This is a genomic window from Mesotoga sp. UBA6090, from assembly GCF_002435945.1.
In the GTDB taxonomy this organism is placed as follows: domain Bacteria; phylum Thermotogota; class Thermotogae; order Petrotogales; family Kosmotogaceae; genus Mesotoga.
In genome coordinates this window covers 1-17,384 of sequence record NZ_DIXC01000024.1, presented here as the reverse complement: position 1 = coordinate 17,384, position 17,384 = coordinate 1, and the positions used below count along the sequence as shown (strand labels likewise).

Here is a 17,384-nt window from a genome sequence, read left to right as displayed (position 1 = left end):
TCTCCACCACCTTTAATTGTCTTTCAAAACGGCGAGCTGCTAATGATTCAGTTGAACCGGTCCATGTATCTTTCCGCTCTCGTATGCTGCTAGAGCAACTCTTAGAGCTTCAAGACCATCTTCTCCTGAGGTCAAAGGCTTTCTCTTCTCTATTACAGAATCGGCGAATTCCTTCACCAGTGCTCTGTCAAAACTCTCTCCGAAATTCTGCCAGAAGACGCCTCTCTTGTTTGAGAAGACTTTCAGCTTCGCATCAAAGGCGCTTACCCTGAGCGTACCCTTTGTTCCGACAAGATTGAGAGTTACATCTCCCCAGTAAGGATAGGCTTCCGGTCTTGACCAGCTGCAGTCGAGACTCATGAAGGAATCGTCGGAAAGACTTAGCAGGAGAAGGCCACAGTCCTCAACAGGGATGTCGTAGATGAGTCTTCCATATTCAGCCGATACCTCGACAATCTCAACATCTAGAAGCCAGCGAATTGTGTCCACAACGTGAACTGTGTGATCCATAACTGCCCCGCCACCGGAAAGCTTCTCATCTACAAACCATCCGCCTGGCATTCTTCCATGATTTGTCGCCGAAACCGAGAGGATTCTCCCAAGCTTGCCCGTCTCTATTTCCTTTTTTGCCTGTTGAATTGAAGGGGCGTACCTTACGGGAAAGGCCATCTGAAGAACAACATTGTTTTCTCTGGCCGTCTGCAGCATCGATCTTGCGTCTTCTTCGGTTGTGGCGATGGGTTTTTCGCACAGAACGTGTCTGCCTTTGTTCATGGCAAGCTCCGCATAGCGCCTGTGTAAAGAGTTTTCGGAAGTAACTACAATCGCATCCGAGTTCTCGATTAGCTCTAGCGGATCTTCGAAGGCTTTTATTCCGAAGAGTTCTGAGGCCTTTTTTATTCTGCCTGCATCATGATCGAATATACCTGTTACGCTCATGCCTGAGAAAGACTGAATTTGTCTTATATAACTGTATCCATGCGTGTGGGCTATTCCGAGAAATCCTATCCTGAACACCTACACCACCTCCAGAAGCTTCACAGATCTTCCGCTTTCCGCAGATTGGTTGGCTGCAAGGGAGATTTTTAGCGCTTCGATAGCCTCATTACCATCGACGGGAACCTTTCTTCCTTCTTTTATCGCTTCTATGAACTTGCGTATGTGTAATCCATAGGGGTCACTGGCTGGGGTGCTCTTTGAGAAAGACGGGAAATCCTTGGAGGCTGTTTGTACTCTCATAGTGGAATCCTCGTCGCTGTCGTAGGTTATCATTCCTTCTCTACCCACAAACTCAAAAGAGGTTGTGAATTTCGAAGGTGCCGTGTCCGGTTCCGCCCAGCTGCCCTCAACATGAGCCAGCGAACCGTTTGCAAATCTTAGAACAGCTATGGCGTGATCTCTGTTTCTGCCTGGATGGGAAGGAGTGTTTTTCACGCTTCTTGCGGTTATGGACTCTACTTCTCCCAAAAGCGTTCTCAAGAAATCGAAATCGTGAATGGAGAGATCGAGAAGGACTCCTCCGCTTCTACCCAGTTCATCAAACCAATTGTTCCATCCATGCCGTGGAAAGACGCCACCACGATACAGCCTTGCCATTACTACCTTTCCGATTGTGCCCTGTTCCATAAGACTCTTTGCCCGAGAGTATGCGTCAAAGAATCTCACCACATGATCAACACCCAGTGAAACGCCGTTCTCCCTGCAGACCTCAACCATTTCTTGAGCGTCTTCGAGAGTGCGGGCTATTGGTTTCTCGCAGAAGACGTGTTTCTTGTTTCTTGCCGCTTCCACGACAAGGTCCCTGTGAGTATCCGTGGGTGTACAGATGCTGACTATCTCTATTTCTTCATCGTTGAGTATCTCATCTACTGTAGATATTCTTGAAGAGGTGACTCTTGCACATTCAAGTGTCTGTTCTCTTGAGAGACTCGCTACGGCTTTCACATTGACGTTTTCCAGACCGCTATATGCAATGGAATGGACTCTTCTCATCATTCCACAACCGATAATGCCTACGTTTGTCATCATTGTTCCTCCCAAAATCCTCTATGTTTTCGATTTAATCGTCTCGATATCGAGAAAATCACTTTCCTTCAGATCGAGTTCCTGGATGACTCTTTTCAGATAACTTCTCTTCGACACTTGCTCAGGTATGTGGGAATCGGTTCCGTAAGAGAAAGCAACTCCGGAGCGTTTCATAATATCCAGAACTTCCAATCGTGGTGTTTTTGATGGCTCATGTATTTCAAGTGCAATATCATTTGCCTCTAGATCCTTTGCCAGACGTGAGTACCAGTCAGGCGTGAAGTGCTTATGAATGATCTGCCGCTCAATCTCCCTTTTTTTGTCGAATCCCGGATCGTGATCAAGAAGAGGTAGGAGCGGGAGATAACCCTCAACGTGTCCCAGAATCTGAAAGCCTCCTCTTCGCGCATTTTCAGAAATAATGCTTTTGTAAGCTTCCCAGTATTCTTCACTGCTTGCTCCCTCTAAAGGAACTCTATGAAGGCTCGCAATGACGTACTCAATTTCACTCATCATATAGGGTAACAGTATGCCGCTCTTTGCGAGTCCGGTCTCCACGCCGAGATGAGCGGAAATGCCGAGTCTTAGGGCCTTCTCTTTGAAAGCCCCGAAGGCCTCAAGATAGTCTTTTGTGAACTCTATGCTGCATGGATGGCTTAGCTCAAAGTGATCGGTCACGCCACATACATTCACATTGCCTTCCAAAGCTTCAAGAAGCTGGGGGAAACTCATCTCTCCATCTGAATAGCTTGTGTGCAGATGATAATCAAGTTTTGTCAGAATCAATTCTCAAACCTCATTTCTTCAGTGATATTCCATCGAAATCGACAGATGACTTTATGTCCAGTAAATCGAGAGTTGTTGGCGCAATATCGACTAGCGTACCTTTCTCTATACAATTCTTTGTCTTGTGAATATCTCTAAACATAAACACGGAAGGCTCCTCATGATAGGTTCCGTGATATCCAAAAAACGATCCGAGTATTTTCGACTTCAATGAGTTTGAATAACCTCTTTTCAAGCAGAAGGCGATATCGGCGTACTCCCGGTTATGCAGCTTCTCCATTTCTTCTTCTGTATAGATTCTGTCTATTACGCTGATCTTTCTTAGAGTGTCCACCAGAAGAGTTTTCTTTTCTCTTGCTTCTTCTGTAAGAGTGTAGATGTTTACGGTGGGGTACTTGAGCATCAGAATGTCAGTCTCTTCTGAAATACTCTTTCCCTCCTTGCCCAGTTCGGCTTTGAGACCGATGCTCTTTATTACCTCAGCTAGATCGAAATCCGTGGGACTGTCGGCCAATGACATTGAATGATCAGAGCTGATGACAATGACGAAGCCTCCGACGGTTTCTTCGAGAAAATCGGACACAAGCTTCAACTCGCCGTCTATCTCTTCCAGTTCTCTTATCGTCTTAGAGTGCAGTGGCCCGTACTTATGCCCTACACTATCTAGAGACTGGTAAAGACAGAAGATAGCGTCAAACTTCTTCTTCTCTAACTCTTTCAGTAGCGCCTTCCGGATAGCACTGCTTCTATTTCCGTCAACCTGAACATGTTTTACTCCTTTTCTTCCCTGAAGCATGAAATGCTGTATGGAGAGAATACTGTAGTTGTTCTCGGACAGACAATCTGTCACTGGCGGTCTTCTGAGATCCCGGAGTTTACCCTCAACTTTCATCTCCTCTCTGTTCAGGACGGAATTAGAGAATATTCCATGTTTCTCCGGATACACGCCCGTCAATATGGTGCTCATCATGGGTGTTGTCAGCGTAGGAAAGCACGATCTCATATCCTTAACCGTTGAACCAGTCTCGGCAATACTATCCAGGAAAGGAGTCCTGGCCTTCTTCAAAACCTCCGGTCCAAGCGAATCGATAGTAACGAAAAGAAGAGGTATATTCTTCATTTCAGGACCAGCCTCGAAACGACAGGTAGATGATCTGACGCGTACGAATCGACGGTAAATGCGTCGATGATATCGAAATAGTGATTCACGAAGATATAATCAATCTGCTTGCCCGGTCTATCTGCTGGGATTGTGTGAAGGCTCTTGTCGAGCTCATGGTTCACCGATCTGAAGTGATCAAAAAACTCAGGAACGCCATACTGGAGATCATACCATTCGGCGTTAAGATCTCCGCCAATAATTGCCGGAATCTCTTCGTACTCAAGATACACCTCAAGGATCTTCCTGAGCTCTGTCTGGACTTCCATGATTCCACCAAGACCGAGATGTGTCCCCATCACCAGGATATCCCGGCCGTCAACCTCAGTGACTATTGCGGCACATCCTCTATCAACTGCAAGCATCCATTCAGGTCTTGGAAGCACGAAACCAAATTCGGCCTTTATCGGGAGTTTACTGAGAACAGCGTTCCCGTAGTTGCTCTTGCCCTCTGCAAGACTGAAGAAGTAACTCATGTTGAGTTCATTGGCAACAATCTCTGCCTGTCTCAGTCCTCCGCTTCTGGAGTTTTCCTGATCTACTTCATTGAGGATAAGAATATCCGGATCTACACCCCTTATAGTCTCGACAACTCTTGAGAAATCGAGAATATCATCGATTCCCAATCCATGTCTTATGTTGTATGTCATTACGGTCAAAGATGTTCCCATTAGAGTCCCTCCAAGCAATATTGGAAACAAAAAGAAAAATACTATTCTACGCATATGCTCACATCCAACAGTTCGAATATCTTTCTAGGAATCTCCTTCAAATGGTAGAAACCTTGGAAGATTTCCGATCCTTTGCCGTAGGCAATTATCGGAACATAGGTGGCCGTGTGGTCGTTACTAGACCAGCTCAAAGTGAAGTCACCATCTGGTTTGCCATAAGGTATCGCGACTCCTCCGGTCTCGTGGTCTGAAAGTACAATCAGGAGATCTCTGTCCAAAGACAACTGCGAAAGCAAATAAGATAGCACGTCTCTGAAAGCACTCAGTTCAGCCAGCACACCCTCTGAATCGTTGACATGTGAAGCATCGTCTATTCTGCCGGCTTCAATTACCAGAAACTTGCTTCTCTCTTCATCCAAAAACACTTCGAAGGCTCTTTCAACCATTTCGAGAAGAGTGGGTTCACCGGGAAGCAATTCGTTCTCAAAGTTCTTGTCTCCCATGGTTACAAATGCAACGGTCCCTTTCAGGTCTTCTAATTCCGGAGATCCGATCTCTTTGAAATTCAACCCGAGGACCCTGTAGCCGCTGGCTATCAGTTCGTGTATTCTGCTTCTCGGAGTCGGCTTCTGAGTGAAGGGATTGATTCCCAGCTGCTCAAGACCACCGGCGTAGAACAAATCGAGAGGGCTCTCCATGAGAAAGTCCGTGATAACTTCCGTTTCCCTTCTATGGGCGTGAGCGTAAAGGGCTGCCGGAGTGGCGTCGTAGTAACGCGTGTTCGTTATCAGACCGAGCCACCAACCCTGCTCTTTCAGAATATCCGCAAGAGTATTCACTTCTTCACCCAACGCATTCACTCCAAGATATCCAGTAATTGTTTTGACACCGGAAAAGATTGCGGTTGCGGCTGCTGCGGAATCGGTGACAAGATTATCTAGAGCCTCGTTTCTACCGATACTTACGATTGGACTGTGGCTTCCCATGACTTCTCCCGTTACGAGTTCCGATATATATAGATGGTTAAAACCCATCCCATCACAAATCAAGATCACAATATTCTCAGGTTCACTGCTTTCCATTGAGAGAAAAACGGAAGATAAGAATAGGATCAAGATAAAAGATGTCAGAAGCTTTTTCATTTAATCACCCCTTACTAGCCCTTCAAACCGGTCATCGTAATGCCCTCAATGAATTGCTTCTGCAACAAGAGATACAACACCACTATCGGTATAACGGCCATTGCGGCTGCCGTAATCTGAAGATGCATCAAATCCCCATAACGCTGGGTGAAATACTGTACTCCGAGCTGAACTGTCCTGTGCTCATCATTGTTCACAACCAGAAGAGGCCACAGGAAAGCGTTCCAGGTCGACATGAAGGAAAAGATCGCCAGAGCAGAGAGCGGCGCCCTGATGTTTGGAATCACAATGATTCTGTAGATCTGGAACTCCGAACAGCCGTCAATCCTGGCTGCATCTATCAAGTCGTCTGGGATAGTAACAATGAATTGTCTCATTAGGAATATGCCGAATATGCTTACCGAACCCGTGACAATCAGAGCTAAATAGGTGTCCACAAGACCTAAATTGTAGATCATTATATACAGCGGGATTATGGTAACAGGAAAAGGAATCATCATAGCGCCGAGCAGAGTCTTAAAGATTGTATTTCTGCCTCTGAACTTGTACTTCGCAAAGGCGAAACCGGCAAGACTGGAAGTTAGCAATGTGAGAGTGACCGCTACGGTACTTATAAGAATACTGTTCAGATAATACCTTAAGAAGGGAACTGAACTGAATACCTCGACATAGTTATTTAAGGTGAACTTGTCAGGCAGGAACTTGGGGGGAAATCTCATAAGCTCACTCTGGTCTTTGAATGTAGAGAGGATCATCCATACAAAGGGCATGATCATAATGATGGAAAAAGCTATCAACAGCGTATATGAAATAGAATAGACAATGATGTTGGTCTTCCTCTTAGATCTCAAGGTCACTCCTCCTTGAAAATCTTTGTGACCCTCATCTGAATAAGAGTAATCACCAAGATTATTGCAAATAGAACGATCGACATTGAACTCGAGTACCCCATCTGCAACTTATTGAACCCAGTCTGCCAGATGTAGAAGACGGCCGTTTTCGTATCGGCATTTCCTCCTGTCATCATGTATATCTCTGTGAAGACCTGAATCGCGCCGATCGTTGAAGTTATGAACACAAAAACCAGTGAAGGCTTCATTAGCGGAATTATGATGTTCTTCACCTTCTGCCAGCGCGTTGCTCCGTCGATGTCCGAGGCTTCCAGAATAATCCTCGGTATGTTGTTCAGCCCGGCCAGGAAGATTATTATGTTGTATCCGACGGATCTCCAAACTGAAACGAGAACCACGGACCAGATGGCTATTTCCGGATCGCCCAGCCAGTTTATCGGCTCTGCTCCAAAAAGGCTTATGAGATAGTTCGCAACTCCATAGTACGGATGGTATATCCAGCTCCAGATGACGCTTATAGCAACGACAGAAGTCACGGAGGGAAGGAAGTATATCACCCTGAATACGCTCTTGAATCTCGGGATAGAGTAAATGAGAAGAGCAAAGAAAAAGGAAATCACGATTTTTGTCGGTATCACGCCAAGAGCATACTTGAAACTTATCCAGAGTGATCTCAGAAAATACTCGTCGGTAAAGGCTTTCCTGAAATTCGCGAGACCCACAAATGGTTTGTTTGGCAAGAGGATATTCCATCTGTGAAACGAGATGAAAAAAGCGAACATTGCCGGGAAGAAGGTGAGAAAGAAGACTCCAAATATAGATGGCAGAATGAACAGATACGGAGCTCTCTTCTTGTCCGGAATTAGTCTTACGACGGCAACGAGAAGTACAGCGCTGCCGATCAAAGAAATCCACCATCCGTAACCGGCAACGCCCAGAAAATCGAGAAAGAACTTGGATCTCAAAACCTCCTGCCATTCGGCTCTCATGAAAATGACAGTGATGTTCAGTACTAATAAAGAAACAGCTGTTCCCAGTAGAAATGAGATCTTCTTTGTCGCAAAGAACAGAGCAAAAAGGCAGATCAGAACAATATAGACGGGCAAAAGGTTAATAGTTCCCCAAAAAGAGAAGTCAGAAACACTGAATTGAACTTCTCCCGATGCGTAGGGCAGGAAGAAAGAGATAATTATCAGGAACAGGCCTGCAACTATTAAGATTTTGTTCAACACATTCTTGGATAGCTCGAACATTGAAAGACCTCCGCATCGGGCCTGCCGCCAGCCCCTGGTCTAGGATCAGAATATTCCAAAAGTCTCTTCTAGATACTGGTTGATTTCGTCTATTGCCTTCTTGAGCGCTTCTTCAGGATCTGCGCCCTTGTTGATTACGTTGTTGTACGCCGTCTCCCTGAGAAGAGCGGCCGGATTTCCCCAACCTGCTGAAAAGGTTGGTACGGCATAGTTCAGTGAATCTAGAATCGGGCTCAACAAAGGATCATCTGAAAACTCAGGATCATTGATCACGCTATAATAAGAAGGGAGTTCTCCTGTGTCCTTGAACCACAGTTTCTGGGCTTCGGGCGAGCTAATAAACGCTAGCCATTCCGAAGCAATTTCGGGGGTTCTGCAATCGCTCATGAGAACGAGAGCCCAGCTTGTCAGGACCGAGCTTCGATTACCCGTCTCGGGATGTGCAGGAGGGATGGCAGTTCTAAATACAAGATCAGGATGCCCGCCGACCTGGAAAGAACCAACCATTGCTCCATGTCCGAATACCATAGCTTCCTTTATCTGCCTGAATCCCGTCCACCTTGAACCGAATTCCGGTACGTATACTTTGTGTTCTAGCACCGCATCAGTCAGGAATGTCAAGCCTTCAAGCTGAGCGTCTTCATACACTACTCTAGTTTCTTCATCGCTTGCCCAGAACGTTGCGCCCGCCTGTCTCATGAAACTCTCAATAACCGGTTCGTAGCCTTCAATTCCGAGTCCGGACTGAACCATTTTGTTCCCTTCCCAAACTGTCAGCTTCTTCGCGTACTCAAGGAGTTCGGTCCAGTTTTGAGGAGCGCTGTAGGGGTCAAGGCCCGCCTGTTCGAAGAGATATGGATTGTAGAAGAGAACAATTGTCTGAACGTCGGTCGGAAAACCGTACAGCTGACCGTCAATGATGAGCTTATCTATTGCTGCTTCTATGCATGTCTCTCTCATCTCTTCAGCTGTTGCAACGCTGGGCGTTATCGGTTGAATCAGACCATAACCGAAGAATTCCTCCATGGCCGTGGCCGGAATCTGTGCAACATCTGGCCCGCTTCCTGCAGCAAGCGCAGCCAGGAGCTTAGTCTTGTACTCTGAATACGGTATTGTCTGAACCTTGATTTCTACATCCGGGTTTTCATTCATAAATTGAGAAGCCATTTCCATGATAATCATTGCTCTGCTTGGCGAGTGGTGCATCCAGTGGACGATAGTTGTTTTCGCCATTACAGAAGTAATCAACAGCAATGATGCAATAAACAATATAATAACTCTCTTGCTCATAAAACGCACCTCCTAAAAGATTCCCAGTATTCTCCCTATTGAAACTGCAAGGGGTGTTCTCAAAAGCTTTTGTTCTGTAACCTTAAGAATAATCATTTTGAGCTCAGTATGGCCCAGTGACATATAAGATACCTTGTCTCTAAGATAATCAACTGCTTTGTCAGAAAAGAAAGGGTTGCGGCTGTTAAGTACTATAGTGTCCAGCCCTAGCAAGTCGACGACATTTGCAATAGCTGCTGCAAGTTTATCCAGTAGTTGTTGAAAAGCTCTCACATAATCTTCTGTGTCGTTTCTTGAGTACAGTTCATTCAGGAACTTCAGAAAGGAAGGATCGTTCAATTTCAAACTGCTGTTCGGTACCAATCCGGAAAACGTGTCGTGCAGGTTTTTGGGATCGAAAAAGGCAGCCACACAGCCCCTCTTGCCGCACCAACATTCAGGACCGGAAGGATCAACCTGAAGGTGACCAAATTCTCCGGCACCTCCATGCGGCCCTCTGAAAATCCTTCCATCAAGCACGAGAGAAGCTCCAAACTCTCTATCTATGTACAAAGCGTCTCTTAACGGAATAGAGCCTAGAAGCATTTCTGAAACCAGCAAAGCGTTAGCGTCATTCTCTGTTTCGATTGTTGTGTCCCATTCGTCGCCGAGCTTCTTAAGATTGACCGTTTCGCTCTGCGTGTAGAAGCTCTTAACAACAGTCCCTGTCGATTCGTCCACTATTCCCGGTGTCACAATGCTGAAAACAAGGACTGAGGAGATATTTTCGTCAAAACCATTCCGTATGATCTTCGGTATTTCGTACAGCCTATCCAGAACGTCACTTCTCGAATGATCCAGAGATCGTACATGTTTGACTCTGCCTGACAGGTCGCCCAAAACAATGTTCATCGTCTTAGAATGAATGTGAACTCCGCCGACAAGCAGCTCTCCGTTGTTCACATTGAGCACCGAATACGGTCTTCCTTTGTGCGCAGAGGGCACGGGCGTGCTGTCCAGAACAAAGCCCTTTTCGATAAGCTGTTGAGTGAGTCTGGAAACAGTGGCTTTGCTCAGATTCGTGGCCTTGGCTATAGATTTTCTTGACAACCCATTTTTATTTCGCCAGAGTTCGAAGAAGACTTCCTTTTCTGCCTTGGATAAACAACGCAAAGCCATCACCTCTCGAAATCCTAATGAGAGCCCGCCCACTATCCAGGACAATGAACAGGCTCAACAAAGAAGAGAAAGGTTCTACTCCATTTCAGCCATGAAAATGTCGTAACTGCCCATACCATTAGGTCTGTCAACAGTGGAGAATACGATAATTTTGCCATCTGTCCACAGACTTCTTTCATCGTAGAAGGAGTTAATCATCATCTCGGGATGACCGATTTCTCCTGTAGAGGGGTCATAGAAATAGATATCGTAACCCCCTATGGAATCATCCCTCGATGAATCAAACCAGATCTTTCCATCAGAATCGACGAACACTGACCATTCATTACCTGCTGAGTTGACTTCTTTTACATTTGCTGGAGTCGACCATTTACCGTTCAGCTTCTCGGAAACCCAGATATCTCTTCCACCAACAGGATCTACTCCTCCGAAGCCACCTTTTGTGGTAACGTAAGCCTTGGTTTCATCGCTGTTAACCCATATCTTCCAGTCTTGGGTCTCAGTGCTCAGTTCTAAGACAACTTCAGGTTCTGCCCATTCACCTTTTTCTTCGTCGAATACCGATCTAAAGAAGTCGTAGTCCCTGCCTGAACCAGTATATCGACCGAAATACATAACGAGTTCGCCGTCGTTGTTTCTGATTACACAAGGGCTGATCTCATTCTGAGAAGAATTTATCGCTCCTTTCACCGGTTCAGGTTCACCGCACTCTCCATCATTCCAGGTTGCTTGATAGATGTTGTAGCTCTGGGTAACAAAATAGATAGTGTCTTCAAAGACCCACGGCATTCTGTCTACACCAGAAGTGTTAATCGACAGCGGTTCTGCTTCGATCAAAGCAAAAGCCGGTGTGAAAACCAATAAGACAGCCAGCAAAACTAACATAGTTCTTGCCATTGAAAGCACCTCCCTATAACTCGTATTATTCAGTCGAAAATCTGTAGGCTTCATCAAAAAAGTGAGTAGAAGTATTTTGTTTCACTATGAAACTAGTACAACTCCACTGTATATAACAAAAAAAGAAAAACCAAACCTATAGCAAACGAGTAAGCCTTAGGGAATAAACCGGAAGTCCAAATATCCATGAATAAGCCACTGTTTTGCAGTAAAGAAGCGACTATATTTTGTTCCACCCTGAAACTTAATATTGCTGATAGTTCAGAAAGGCACATTTTGGCTCGCTGCAGGAAGAATTAATACCTCCTCTTTCAGGCCTGAAAGATCCGCTGCACGCTTTGACAGCCGAGAAAGAGCATTTACGAGAGTTCGCTGCGCTCACGAGAAGACGAGAGCACCGTCTCGCCCTGTTTCCTTATCTCGTGGTCCTTAACGAAGAACTTTGACACAAAGTGTCGGAACGAAGAATTGCTCTTTCCAAGAACAGTTCCTAAGGCTCTTGCCAGACCCTAGACCACAACCCTAGACCCCACAACCCTAGACCCCACAACCCTAGACCCGGCTCATACGCTTTCTCGGAGGACGGAGAACTGTTGACGGTTGACCTGAGAGGCTTGCTGCGAAGCAGCCTCGCTTCCGCTTCGGATCTTTCGAAGGACGGGTCCACGGTCTTGGACGAAGGACCAAGGACGTTTCTTTGCGGCGACCAACGTTTCTTATCCCAGCGGCTCTTTTAGCCCGGTGTAGCCGGAACTGGCCTTTGCGAAGCAAAGTCTGGCCACCGAAGGTGACTCGCCTGCGTCAGCAGACTGGCTCCTTTTTGCCTTCTGCTTCGCGCCTGAGGGAGGGCTTCCCTCTCTTCGGGCGAACAGCCGTTCGCCCCTACAAGAAGAATATGATCCTGAATGGGATCATGGGATCACAGATAAAGAAGATCGGTAAGCGGCTCTTCGCTGTGTTCCTGGTGCGAAAGCGCCAGCACCACTTCCCGACGAAGTTGACCACGCCTTCTCACGAAGTGAAGAACCGAGTCTCCAAAGAGCTATAGCCTTTGTCTCAGCCACTTATTGCGACGCTATAAAACTCATACATACCTTACCGCAAAGAAAACCAATACTTTCTCGTCTATACTGAAAGAAATCAAGAAAATTCTTTTTTGGGAGAGAAGTATGTATATGAATGATAGTTTTAGAAGTGAAATTTCAGAACGAGTCTCAAAAGCATACGAACAAATCGCCAAGACTCATTGTTCCTCTAAGTCCTACTCACTTGGGCATATCAAACTGAAGACGATAGAACTTATTCATCTCATTCGCAAAACCTTTTGTCCACAGCTTTCACATGCCCGAACCGTTGACGGTGCCGCACTCCTCTCTGAGGCTTTGAATATTCTTAGGGAAATGATTAGGGAGATACGGCCTGAATTGGGAAAGGAAGGCGCAGAGGACGTTGTAAAAGAATTCCTGGGTCAACTACCCTCGGTCGCGGTGGCTCTAGTCAAAGACGTGCGGGCCGCATATGAAGGAGATCCAGCGGCCAAATCAGAAGAAGAAATCATGATTGCTTATCCAGCCTACGAGGCGATAAGCACTTATAGGCTCGCCCACATTCTTTACAAGCTGGAGGTTCCGCTGATTCCCAGAATAATGACGGAGTATGCTCATCAGAAGACTGGAATAGACATTCATCCGGGTGCAGAAATCGGGAGTTATTTCTTCATTGACCACGGCACCGGTGTCGTAATAGGAGAAACCTGCACTATAGGTCACCATGTAAAGATATATCAAGGTGTAACGCTTGGTGCGAAAAGCTTCGAGCTAGACGAGAATGGCAATCCAATAAAGGGAATCAAGCGTCATCCAGACATCGGTAATCATGTCGTTATCTACGCAGGAGCTACTGTGCTTGGCGGAAACACCGTAGTGGGCGATAACTGTATCATAGGAGGAAACGTCTGGCTAGTTCATTCGCTGAAGCCGGGAGAAAAGATCTACAACAACCCTGACACTTAGAAGAAACATGATTTCAGCGCTTGAAAAAACAAATGCGAGTTTGCTCAGTTTCCTTTCACATATGAGCGGTTCTTCGAAACGGCTTGCTTTGTCTTCACAAGTCTATTTAGGGATCTGATTTTGATCTTCTCGAAGGGCTTTTCTCGGAGAAAGCTGACCGATTATGGATAAAGGTTTTCAGCCTTCAACGTCCTTTGCAAACGTCCTGCAACTGACCACGGGGAACTTGCATCTGACTCATTCTTGACGAAGAATAAAAATGTCTTCTGCGGTACTAAGAACAAATTGCAGAATGTAGACAGAGAGTCTATTCTTAGACACATTCTTAATCATGATCGGGTCCAGCCAGATCTTTGCTGATTCAAACAGCTCTTTGCTTTTCGCTTCCAGGCATTCTTTCACTTCTTTCCAGGTCAAGGCTGCTTCTAATGGATCGGGCGAGTTCTCCACATCATTGAAAAAGGTTAAAGCCCTTATTATGTGGTACAAATCAACTTCTCTACCATACTTCATGACAAACGCTTGAAGAACTCTTTCCGAAGCCTCTCTCTTGAGGATTTCAGCGAGATCGAAATAATCCTTCTTCTCTGCTCATCGGGCGACAGCGCTAAGCTTCATAGCGGCGATATACATTATCGAAGCTACATCTAGCGATCTATACTTATTGAAGGGTTCAACTAACGCGTAATGATATTCGAAAAAGCACGCACGTACGCCCTCAATCTCTACTTCGAGCGTCCCTGTCTGAAGCCTCACATTCTCCACCGAAACACCAAACTGCTTCGAATGTTCGAGCAGCACTTCTGGCCAATAAGACCTAGCTGTAAAGAAATCCAGATCGAAACTCACACGGTGTTCATAGTACATCGCTAAAGCAGTTCCCCCCGCAAGATAAAAATCGGGGACTTTACTTTCAAGAATATTTAGAAGATTCAGTGCCTGTGATGATGGTCTGCTCCTTCTAAGCATCTAGTTATCTCCGATCTAGGAATATTCAGAATAAGGCTCCAAGAATTCGCGGTCGTCCTTCCGATTATCCTGCTGCTTTTAACTACCCCCGCAATCTCAGCCGAATCATATTCAGAAAGAAGATTGACAACATCTTCTATTGTTCCGTCTCTCTTATTACAGAAACCGCGAGTTCTATTAGGTGGTTTACCGACCAGGATAATCCTCACTTTCCTATTGTAGTAATAGCTGCTCTTTGGAAAAGAAAGGACGAGTAGTACAAACTTAACTGCAAAGCCCTGTCCTATATAATCGTCAGCCAGGAATCTGTCAGTTATTCGGCTTCTCTCTTTTTTTTTAACGCTTCTTTCAGTATCTTCACCTGCAATTTGTATTCGGCTATTTCTAGCAATAGCTTCTCTTTCTCTGTGAAAGAACCCTTGAGTTCGCTTGGATTCTCTCTTATCTTGTCAAGTCCCAGTTCCTTATATAGAACAGGTGGAATCTTATTTGGATCTCTAATGAAACTTCCAGATTGCAATCCTTTAAAGAACGCAGCTTCTCCTTCCTTTCTGTATTTCACAGTCCATTTACTCAATAACTTAGAATCGATTCCGTTCTCTTGTGCAATCTCTTCAAGTGTCCTGTCTGTCTCCACAAACTCCTTAGCCAATCTAAGTTTGAACTCAGGATCATAATACTTTCCCTTCGGATGCTTCATCCATATTCACCCCTTCTTCTTAGTCTACTATTCGCCACCTACTTGTCCAATTCCCCTGGGGGGTGAATACGAGAGCACTTCAAAATGTGGGGACAGACAGGTTTTCCATTGTCTGTCCCCCCCAGTGGATGAGGTTATCATCTGAACTCCGTTCAGCATCTCGATACTCCTTCATTGATTGTAAGAAGTGAGCGAAAAGAGGGCGACTAGCATACGCTTCACCCGCTAAGCAGGGGGTATTGCAGCCTGAGCCGTTCTTGCCCAGCATTAGAATGAAGCCGTCTCACTTTCGCTGATGATCCTGGGGCAACCAGTATGTTAACGGAATGTAAATAATGGAGTCCCGTAGAAGATTTCGAGTGTTGGAAGGAAGAATATAGGTGCGAAGCACCAGAACCATGATCTTCGATCTTTACAAAGCACCCTGGACGCATAGCGTCTGAACAATGAACCGTACTTCGAAGGATAGATTCTTGATCTGCGACGAAAGACGCCTGATGACTCTTCTCGGAGAACGGAAATCCGTTGACTGCATACTGCCTCTGAGTGTGCTGAGAACCACTTCACTGGTCGGTAATAATGAGTTTGTGCGCAAAGATCCTTGGTCGAAGTAAAAAAGCCGGAGTCCAGATTTTGAGAGGATTGACATTCGTGCATACAAGCGATACAATTGTATGCACGAATGATATTTCATTTTTTTGCAAGAGGCGATATATGTCCTATGTAGAAAAGATTCTAGACATCGCACGTAAAAACAACGGAATAGTCACATCGAGGCAAGTCACAAATGCGGGGATTAATCGTCAGAATTTGAGAATCATGGTAGAAAGAGGTCTTCTTGAAAGATCAGAACGCGGCGTTTATATCATTCCAACAATTCTTGACGATGAGATGTTCAATCTCCAAAGCCGTTACAGGAGGGGTATATTCTCTCATGGAACAGCTCTATTCTTGCTTGATTTGACAGATCAAACTCCGATCAAATATTCGATGACATTTCCGTTAGGCTATAATACCTCAAATCTGAACAAAGAAAATGTTGAATACTATCGTGTGAAAGACGGGTTGTACGAACTTGGTGTAATCACGAAGAAAACTCCTAATGGTAACGATGTTAGGGTGTACAACGCAGAGAGAACGCTGTGTGACACTCTGAAAGGGCGAAGTCATACAGATATCCAGATCATCAGCGAAGCATTCAAGAGATATGCAAAACTGCCCAATAGAGATATTCCCTTGATTTCAAAATATGCAAAACTAATGAGGGTAGAAAAGAAGCTCCGAGCCTATTTTGAGGTGTTACTTTGAAGAATTCGATGCAACTGAAAGCGATCATTAAGAACATGGCAAGAAGCAAGAACATATCTGCCCAGATTGTCCTTCAGAACTATATGCTAGAGCGTTTGCTGGAAAGAATTTCATCATCACGCTACAAATCGAAATTCATCTTAAAAGGTGGATTTCTTATCGCATCAATAGTAGGCCTAGATACAAGAACAACGATGGATATGGACGCGACTATCAAAGGGCTAAAGGTGAATGCTGAAAGTATATCAAACATGCTGAACGAGGTTTGCACGATAGAAATAAATGATGATGTTGTTTTCTTACTCAGAAGAATTGAAGAGATACGTGAGAATTCGGATTATCATGGATACCGCGTAGCACTGGAAGCAACGTACCCTCCGATAAAAGTGCCTCTTAAAGTGGATATAACCACAGGAGACATAATAACGCCAAAAGAAATCGACTATGAATTTAAACTGCTTTTCGGTTCCCGGAGCATCAGAATACTTGCATATAACCTGGAGACGATAATGGCCGAGAAACTAGAAACAACGATAACAAGAGGAAATCAGAATACTCGTCCCAGGGATTTCTACGACATCTATATAATTCGCAAGCTGCAATGGCAAAACATAGATCCGCGTACTTTGAAGGAAGCTTTGTTAAATACCTGCCAAAGCAGAGGAACTACACACATAATCAAGCGCTATGATGAAATAATGGAAACTGTCCAGACCAGCAATGCAATGAATGAGTCCTGGAAGGACTATCAGAATCAGTTCGATTATGCCAGGGATATCGGGTTCAATCACATCTGTCACACAATAAGAGGAATACTGGACGACATTCTTGAATGAATACAAATCTGCTCGAACTATGCTTATTTCATCTAATTCAAGTAAGATTCTTACTCTTTCCAATAAATAAGAGTCTCTAGTTAGGTATTTTCGGCAACTGAAAATGAGGATCCAACACGGCAAATACGGTGGACAGACTGGTGCCGCCTTCCCCTAAATCCACTCACTTTGTCATCCCGTGAAGCTTCTGCACGGGATCTCGCACTTGAAAACCCGTCTGCGCTGAGAAGACGCGTCCTTCGTTGTTTGTCCAAGAGGAATAACCTGTTCTTCGTTCCAGTGTGCCAAGAAGGCGAAGAAGTAAACTTCTAGCCATGCTTAATCGAA

17 protein-coding genes are annotated in these 17,384 nt (G+C 45.2%); 3 read left to right on the top strand and 14 right to left on the bottom strand.

Annotated features, from left to right (window positions below; genetic code table 11):
• Positions 1–39: 39 nt before the first annotated feature.
• The 11 genes from B3K42_RS04040 to B3K42_RS03990 all read right to left on the bottom strand — a co-directional run bounded on the left by B3K42_RS04040 (position 40) and on the right by B3K42_RS03990 (position 11,232).
• Positions 40–1,017 carry a Gfo/Idh/MocA family protein gene (locus B3K42_RS04040; RefSeq protein ID WP_110990329.1) on the bottom strand — a complete coding sequence of 326 codons (978 nt, stop codon included), beginning with the start codon at positions 1,015–1,017 and terminating at the stop codon, positions 40–42.
• On the bottom strand, positions 1,018–2,025 hold the full coding sequence (locus B3K42_RS04035) for a Gfo/Idh/MocA family protein (protein ID WP_292597013.1): 1,008 nt from the start codon (positions 2,023–2,025) through the stop codon (positions 1,018–1,020). It lies immediately after the preceding gene.
• A gap of 21 nt (positions 2,026–2,046) precedes the next feature.
• Positions 2,047–2,811 carry a PHP domain-containing protein gene (locus B3K42_RS04030; protein WP_110990331.1) on the bottom strand — a complete coding sequence of 255 codons (765 nt, stop codon included), beginning with the start codon at positions 2,809–2,811 and terminating at the stop codon, positions 2,047–2,049.
• Positions 2,812–2,821: 10 nt separating this feature from the next.
• A complete protein-coding gene (locus B3K42_RS04025; RefSeq protein WP_110990332.1) occupies positions 2,822–3,931 on the bottom strand; it encodes an alkaline phosphatase family protein in 1,110 nt (369 codons plus the stop codon).
• The gene (locus tag B3K42_RS04020) at positions 3,928–4,695 is read right to left on the bottom strand and encodes an endonuclease/exonuclease/phosphatase family protein (RefSeq protein WP_110990333.1); all 768 of its coding nucleotides are present in this window, start codon (positions 4,693–4,695) and stop codon (positions 3,928–3,930) included. Before B3K42_RS04020 ends, B3K42_RS04025 begins: the two co-directional genes overlap by 4 nt.
• Positions 4,683–5,783, bottom strand: coding sequence for an alkaline phosphatase (locus tag B3K42_RS04015; protein ID WP_110990334.1), 1,101 nt, complete (start codon positions 5,781–5,783; stop codon positions 4,683–4,685). The genes B3K42_RS04020 and B3K42_RS04015 overlap by 13 nt, the downstream gene beginning before the upstream one ends.
• A 14-nt stretch (positions 5,784–5,797) precedes the next feature.
• Complete coding sequence (locus B3K42_RS04010) at positions 5,798–6,634, bottom strand: carbohydrate ABC transporter permease (RefSeq protein ID WP_110990335.1); 837 nt, start codon at positions 6,632–6,634, stop codon at positions 5,798–5,800.
• Between the two features lie 2 nt (positions 6,635–6,636).
• A complete protein-coding gene (locus B3K42_RS04005; protein ID WP_110990336.1) occupies positions 6,637–7,887 on the bottom strand; it encodes a carbohydrate ABC transporter permease in 1,251 nt (416 codons plus the stop codon).
• Positions 7,888–7,932: 45 nt separating this feature from the next.
• Entirely contained in the window at positions 7,933–9,177 is a 1,245-nt protein-coding gene (locus B3K42_RS04000; protein ID WP_110990337.1) for an extracellular solute-binding protein, read from the bottom strand.
• Positions 9,178–9,189: 12 nt separating this feature from the next.
• Positions 9,190–10,329, bottom strand: coding sequence for an ROK family transcriptional regulator (locus B3K42_RS03995; protein ID WP_181419052.1), 1,140 nt, complete (start codon positions 10,327–10,329; stop codon positions 9,190–9,192).
• Between the two features lie 81 nt (positions 10,330–10,410).
• Entirely contained in the window at positions 10,411–11,232 is an 822-nt protein-coding gene (locus tag B3K42_RS03990; RefSeq protein WP_110990339.1) for a hypothetical protein, read from the bottom strand.
• Positions 11,233–12,407: 1,175 nt separating this feature from the next.
• On the opposite strand from B3K42_RS03990, the gene B3K42_RS03985 reads away from it, so the two are divergent.
• Positions 12,408–13,244: a serine O-acetyltransferase gene (locus B3K42_RS03985; RefSeq protein ID WP_110990358.1), complete on the top strand. Its 837-nt coding sequence runs from the start codon at positions 12,408–12,410 to the stop codon at positions 13,242–13,244.
• Between the two features lie 237 nt (positions 13,245–13,481).
• Here the strand turns inward: B3K42_RS03985 and B3K42_RS03980 are convergent, their stop codons facing one another.
• The 3 genes from B3K42_RS03980 to B3K42_RS03970 form a co-directional block, all read right to left on the bottom strand.
• Positions 13,482–13,757 (bottom strand): hypothetical protein, encoded by a 276-nt coding sequence (locus tag B3K42_RS03980; protein WP_258367238.1) that lies wholly within the window; start codon positions 13,755–13,757, stop codon positions 13,482–13,484.
• 78 nt (positions 13,758–13,835) lie between these two features.
• Positions 13,836–14,213 (bottom strand): nucleotidyl transferase AbiEii/AbiGii toxin family protein, encoded by a 378-nt coding sequence (locus B3K42_RS03975; protein WP_258367237.1) that lies wholly within the window; start codon positions 14,211–14,213, stop codon positions 13,836–13,838.
• 313 nt (positions 14,214–14,526) lie between these two features.
• Positions 14,527–14,913, bottom strand: coding sequence for a transposase (locus tag B3K42_RS03970; protein ID WP_110990356.1), 387 nt, complete (start codon positions 14,911–14,913; stop codon positions 14,527–14,529).
• Between the two features lie 714 nt (positions 14,914–15,627).
• Between B3K42_RS03970 and B3K42_RS03965 the strand changes: the two genes are divergently transcribed.
• Both B3K42_RS03965 and B3K42_RS03960 read left to right on the top strand, forming a co-directional pair.
• Complete coding sequence (locus B3K42_RS03965) at positions 15,628–16,221, top strand: type IV toxin-antitoxin system AbiEi family antitoxin domain-containing protein (RefSeq protein ID WP_110990355.1); 594 nt, start codon at positions 15,628–15,630, stop codon at positions 16,219–16,221.
• On the top strand, positions 16,218–17,057 hold the full coding sequence (locus tag B3K42_RS03960) for a nucleotidyl transferase AbiEii/AbiGii toxin family protein (protein ID WP_181419055.1): 840 nt from the start codon (positions 16,218–16,220) through the stop codon (positions 17,055–17,057). Before B3K42_RS03965 ends, B3K42_RS03960 begins: the two co-directional genes overlap by 4 nt.
• The last annotated feature ends 327 nt before the right edge of the window (positions 17,058–17,384 follow it).

Excerpts from the sequence above, each read along its gene's own strand:
- B3K42_RS04035 (WP_292597013.1), bottom strand. The coding sequence starts at position 2,025 with ATGACAAACGTAGGCATTATCGGTTGTGGAATGATGAGAAGAGTCCAT.
- B3K42_RS04025 (WP_110990332.1), bottom strand. The coding sequence starts at position 3,931 with ATGAAGAATATACCTCTTCTTTTCGTTACTATCGATTCGCTTGGACCG.
- B3K42_RS04020 (WP_110990333.1), bottom strand. The coding sequence starts at position 4,695 with ATGCGTAGAATAGTATTTTTCTTTTTGTTTCCAATATTGCTTGGAGGG.
- B3K42_RS04015 (WP_110990334.1), bottom strand. The coding sequence starts at position 5,783 with ATGAAAAAGCTTCTGACATCTTTTATCTTGATCCTATTCTTATCTTCC.
- B3K42_RS04005 (WP_110990336.1), bottom strand. The coding sequence starts at position 7,887 with ATGTTCGAGCTATCCAAGAATGTGTTGAACAAAATCTTAATAGTTGCA.
- B3K42_RS04000 (WP_110990337.1), bottom strand. The coding sequence starts at position 9,177 with ATGAGCAAGAGAGTTATTATATTGTTTATTGCATCATTGCTGTTGATT.
- B3K42_RS03990 (WP_110990339.1), bottom strand. The coding sequence starts at position 11,232 with ATGGCAAGAACTATGTTAGTTTTGCTGGCTGTCTTATTGGTTTTCACA.
- B3K42_RS03985 (WP_110990358.1), top strand. The coding sequence starts at position 12,408 with ATGAATGATAGTTTTAGAAGTGAAATTTCAGAACGAGTCTCAAAAGCA.
- B3K42_RS03980 (WP_258367238.1), bottom strand. The coding sequence starts at position 13,757 with ATGAAGTATGGTAGAGAAGTTGATTTGTACCACATAATAAGGGCTTTA.
- B3K42_RS03975 (WP_258367237.1), bottom strand. The coding sequence starts at position 14,213 with ATGCTTAGAAGGAGCAGACCATCATCACAGGCACTGAATCTTCTAAAT.
- B3K42_RS03970 (WP_110990356.1), bottom strand. The coding sequence starts at position 14,913 with ATGAAGCATCCGAAGGGAAAGTATTATGATCCTGAGTTCAAACTTAGA.
- B3K42_RS03965 (WP_110990355.1), top strand. The coding sequence starts at position 15,628 with ATGTCCTATGTAGAAAAGATTCTAGACATCGCACGTAAAAACAACGGA.